The 4,591-nt window shown below is 54.5% G+C and carries 3 protein-coding genes and 1 pseudogene; all 4 read right to left on the minus strand.

From position 1 onward, the window contains the following. Positions 1-291: pseudogene (locus AB7E14_RS20810) on the minus strand (4-deoxy-4-formamido-L-arabinose-phosphoundecaprenol deformylase); the annotation flags it as partial. Next, the gene (gene arnA / locus AB7E14_RS20815; RefSeq protein WP_216081284.1) at positions 288-2,270 is read right to left on the minus strand and encodes a bifunctional UDP-4-amino-4-deoxy-L-arabinose formyltransferase/UDP-glucuronic acid oxidase ArnA; all 1,983 of its coding nucleotides are present in this window, start codon (positions 2,268-2,270) and stop codon (positions 288-290) included. The gene arnA and the pseudogene AB7E14_RS20810, both read right to left, overlap by 4 nt. Next, positions 2,270-3,250, minus strand: a complete 981-nt coding sequence (arnC, locus tag AB7E14_RS20820; protein WP_316962477.1) for an undecaprenyl-phosphate 4-deoxy-4-formamido-L-arabinose transferase — start codon at positions 3,248-3,250, stop codon at positions 2,270-2,272. Before arnC ends, arnA begins: the two co-directional genes overlap by 1 nt. A 2-nt stretch (positions 3,251-3,252) precedes the next feature. Next, positions 3,253-4,392, minus strand: a complete 1,140-nt coding sequence (arnB, locus tag AB7E14_RS20825) for a UDP-4-amino-4-deoxy-L-arabinose aminotransferase (protein WP_316962478.1) — start codon at positions 4,390-4,392, stop codon at positions 3,253-3,255. Positions 4,393-4,591: the final 199 nt, after the last annotated feature.

The raw sequence follows: 4,591 nt of genomic DNA on the forward strand, positions 1-4,591 counted from the left end.
CGCTTCACGGATAATCTCCGCGTTGGCGCGACCGATTTCTTTTCCCGGCCAGGCGGTACCGGCCAGCAAAATATCCCAGCCGTAAAGAGATGCGGCGTTTGAGCGCAGCATTTTCCGCAGAAACTGCGGTTTAATCAGGCGCCAGAGATGGCGCCCCATATTGTCAGGCCCAACGCTAAAGAAAAAACTTGCCCGAATGTGGTATCGGCTCAATGACGCTAACAGGCGCGGCACGCCTTCGCGGGTGCCGCGGAAGGTATCGACATCAATACGCAAGCCGACTTTTGTCATGATGAATGTTCCGTGAGATCTACACTGCGCAGGAAGAAATCCAGCGTCTCGTCAACCGTTTCGCGCATATCGATGGTAGGCTCCCAGTCCAGGCAACGTTTTGCATTACGGATGTTGGGCTTACGGTGCTCCACATCCTGATAGCCTTTGCCATAATAGCTGCTGCTCTCAACCACCCGTAACCCGGCAAACGGTGGAAAATGATGGCGCAGTGGATGTTTGTCGAAACTCTCCAGCAGCATTTCCGCCAGTTCCTTGATGCTGGCTTCGTTTTCCGGGTTGCCGATGTTGATGATTTCACCGTCGCAGCGACCCCCCGCATTTTCAATGATCCGGTACAGCGCTTCGATGCCGTCGCGGATATCCGTAAAGCAGCGTTTCTGTTTTCCGCCTTCGATAAGCTTAATCGGTGAGCCTTCCACCAGGTTAAGGATCAACTGTGTGATGGCGCGTGAGCTGCCAATTCGCGCAGAATTGAGGCTGTCGAGTCTCGGCCCCATCCAGTTGAAGGGGCGAAAGAGGGTAAATCGGAGCCCGTCTTTTTCGCCATAGGCCCAAATGACACGGTCGAGAAGCTGTTTGGACACCGAGTAAATCCAGCGGGGTTTATTGACCGGCCCGACAATCAGATTCGAGCTGTCTTCATCAAACACTTTGTCGGTACACATCCCGTACACTTCAGAAGTTGATGGGAAAATGATCCGCTTACGGTATTTCACGCAATAGCGAATGATTTTCAGGTTTTCTTCAAAATCCAGTTCAAAAACGCGCAGCGGGTTGCGGGTATATTCAATTGGCGTGGCAATGGCCACCAGCGGCAGCACCACGTCGCATTTCTTAACGTGATATTCGATCCATTCAGAATGAATGCTGATGTCGCCTTCCACAAAATGAAAACGCGGATGGTTGAGGAATCGACCAATCGCATCGCTGCCGATATCCAGACCATAGATTTCGTAGTGGTCTTCGCGCAGCAGGCGTTCGGTAAGATGGTTGCCAATAAAACCATTCACGCCGAGGATCAGCACGCGGGTACGGCGCTTGCTGGTGGCCAGTGACTGACTGTTTAAACGAGACCCCGCAACCAGGCCGAGTACCTGCGCTAACTGTGCACCCTGCATGGTGATGCCGTTACCCGCCTGTCCGGTCATTACCTCCAGCGCGCCTTCGGAACAGGCGATCAGCAGGGGCGCGACGGAAATCACGGTACCCGGTTGCGCGGTCTGGGGCTGTGGGTGGACGCGGGATGACCAGATGGTGAATTTTTGCGTGCCGGAATAGCTGAACGCGCCCGGCCAGGGGGCCGCGACCGCCCGCACCATGTTGTGCAGCGTCGTTGCCGGTCGGTTCCACGTCAGGAAACTATCTTCAGGCGTGCGACGACCAAAGTACGTTGCGTCGCTCTCGTTTTGCAAAACGTCACGCGTCTCTCTGCGTTTGATAGCGGGTAGTGCCTGTTCCAGCACCTGTCGGGCGGTCTGGCAAAGCTTATGATGTAGCGTAAGGGCCGTATCGTCAGGCGAAATAGCGACACGCTGTTGCCCGATAATGGCGCCTGCATCGGCGCGGTTGACCATGCGGTGCAGCGTCACGCCGGTTTCACTTTCGCCATTCACCAACACCCAGTTCAACGGGGCGCGACCGCGATACTTTGGCAGGAGTGAACCGTGCAGGTTGAATGCGCCTGCCGAAGCCTGTTCCAGAATTGCATCGCTGAGCAGATGACGGTAATAGAAAGAGAAAATAACGTCAGGAGCGAGTTGGCTGATACGCTCAGCCCAGATTGGATGGTTCACGTCATCCGGGGCGTAGACCGGGATCCCCGCCTCAGCGGCCAGGCGAGAAACGGAGCCAAAAAACGTGTTTTCTCCTGGATTATCCGCATGTGTAAAAATGGCGGCAATGTCATAGCCGGCGTCGAGCACGGCCTGAACGCCCAGACAGCCCATATCGTGATACGCGAAGACAACGGCTTTCATTATTGATTTTCCTTTGTAGAGTGCGGGCTTTCCGGACGAATAACTTGCTGGACGAAATAGCGGGGGCGGGCGCGAACATCGTTGTAAATTCGACCGATATATTCGCCGAGTAATCCCATGCCGATGAACTGCGCGCCGATAAAGGTAAACAGAACGGCAAACAGCATGAATACTCCTTCAGCCGCCCATTGTGGCCCCAGCGTCAGGCGGAGAATGACGAGGAGTATCGACAGAGTAAATCCGGTAACGGCGATGACGCTGCCGAGCAGGCTCAACATGCGCAAAGGCGTCGTCGTCAGGCAGGTCACCAGGTCGTACATCAGGTTAATCAGCCGCATAAAGCTGTATTTGGAATCACCAAATTCACGTTCCGCGTGATGAACGGGGATCTCCGTGGCGCGCCGGGCAAAAATATTCGCCAGAATCGGGATAAATGTGCTGCGCTCATGACAATGCAACATGGCATCGATAATGTGCCGGCGATAGGCGCGAAGCATGCATCCGTAGTCGCCCATGGCTTTGCCCGTGGTGCGCTGAATCAGATGGTTGATCATCTTCGAGGCGGTTTTACGGAACAGACTGTCCTGACGATTCTGGCGTACGGTGCCAACGACGTCATACCCTTCATCGGCTTTTGCCACCAGACGCGGGATCTCTTCCGGCGGGTTTTGCAGATCGGCATCGAGCGTAATGATCAGGTCGCCAGTAACGTGACTGAATCCCGCCATGATGGCGGAATGCTGCCCGTAGTTGCGATTGAGTAAAATCGAAACGATGTGGCTGTCTTCAGCTTCTGATGCGTCGATCAACAACCGGGCAGAGTGGTCGCTGCTACCGTCATCAATCAACAGGATTTCATAGTCTTTTCCCAGACTCTCGCAGGCCGCAGTGGTTCGCCTGAACAGTTCCGGCAGGCTTTCCTGTTCGTTATAGACAGGGATCACCACCGACACTTTCGTAATCGGAAGAGCTTCAAACATGGTTATTTACCTGCAATCTGGCGAAGTGCGGTGATGACACGAGCGGTATCCGCCGGGGTCATATCAGGAAACAGCGGTAGCGAGCAGATACGTGCGCTGTTCCATTCGGTATGGGGGAGCGACAGGGTGTTAAAGCGCTCGCGGTAATATTTCTGCGTGTGCGCCGCGCGAAAATGCAAACCGGTCCCGATTCCCTGGGCTTTGAGCGCCTCCATCAGCGCGTCACGACTGATGCCACAGCGCTCTTCGTCGGTACGAATAATAAACAGATGCCATGCATGGACGTGGGGCCATGACGGCAGGCTCAGCGGTTGAAACGGCAGATCGGCCAGCGCTTGTTGGTACGCGTGGGCGATAGTTGCCCGGCGACGGTTTAGTGTCTCTAGTTTGTCTAACTGAACCAGCGCCATCGCTGCGTTAATATCGGTTAGATTGTATTTGTAACCTGGTGTCACTACCTCGGCCTGAGGCGCGCGACCCCAGGTCTGGCGATCGTAGGCATCCACGCCGAGTCCGTGGAATTTCAGGGCGCGTAACTGCCGGGCGAGTGGCTCATCATCGGTGACGATCAGTCCTCCCTCTGCGCAGGTGACATTCTTGATGGCGTGAAAGGAGAAAATCGCGGTACCTCGTGCGCCGACGTGACGACCCTGATAATAAGTCCCGACCGCGTGGGCGGCATCTTCGATAACCGCAATGCCGTGACGTTCCGCAAGGGCGTAAATGGCATCCAGATCAGCCGGTGCGCCGGCGTAATGGACGGGAATAATGGCTTTCGTGCGCGGCGTTATGGCAGCTTCAATGTGCTCAGCGGTGACCATCAGCGTGTCGCGGTCGACATCCACCAACACTGGGGTGGCGCCCAATAGCACAATCATGTTCAGGGTGGAAACCCAGGTCATTGACGGGGTGATGACTTCATCACCGGCACCGATTCCCAGCGCCATGAGGGCGATATGCATACCTGCCGTGGCGGAGTTGACGGCAATAGCGTGGTGGTTTCCCGTCAGCTGGCAGAAGGCCTCTTCCAGTTGCTGATTTTTCGGGCCGGTCGTAATCCATCCGGAATCAAGAACCGCTTTGATTGCGGCAAGTTCTTCCGTACCTATCGCCGGGCGAGAGAAAGGCAGAAAATCAGACATTATATTTCCTTTAGCCATTTGGATACTGCGATCCTCTTATTTATTAAGTCATAAACAGGAGGCTAAATGAGGATTATCCAGTTAGAGCCAAATAATAGTGGCTGAATATTAATTTAACCTTAAGAACTTAACGTTAAGAAAATATATCCTTTGTGCTCTATATTGCATTTGCCTTGGCCAGGGTTTTCGGGCATTTTGC

Origin of the sequence: Citrobacter sp. (genome assembly GCF_050252275.1) — a bacterium.
Classification (GTDB): Bacteria; Pseudomonadota; Gammaproteobacteria; order Enterobacterales; family Enterobacteriaceae; genus Citrobacter_A; species Citrobacter_A amalonaticus.

What these genes read in the sequence shown, in the direction of transcription:
- arnA (WP_216081284.1), bottom strand. Translation starts at nt 2,270, where the DNA reads ATGAAAGCCGTTGTCTTCGCGTATCACGATATGGGCTGTCTGGGCGTT.
- arnC (WP_316962477.1), bottom strand. Translation starts at nt 3,250, where the DNA reads ATGTTTGAAGCTCTTCCGATTACGAAAGTGTCGGTGGTGATCCCTGTC.
- arnB (WP_316962478.1), bottom strand. Translation starts at nt 4,392, where the DNA reads ATGTCTGATTTTCTGCCTTTCTCTCGCCCGGCGATAGGTACGGAAGAA.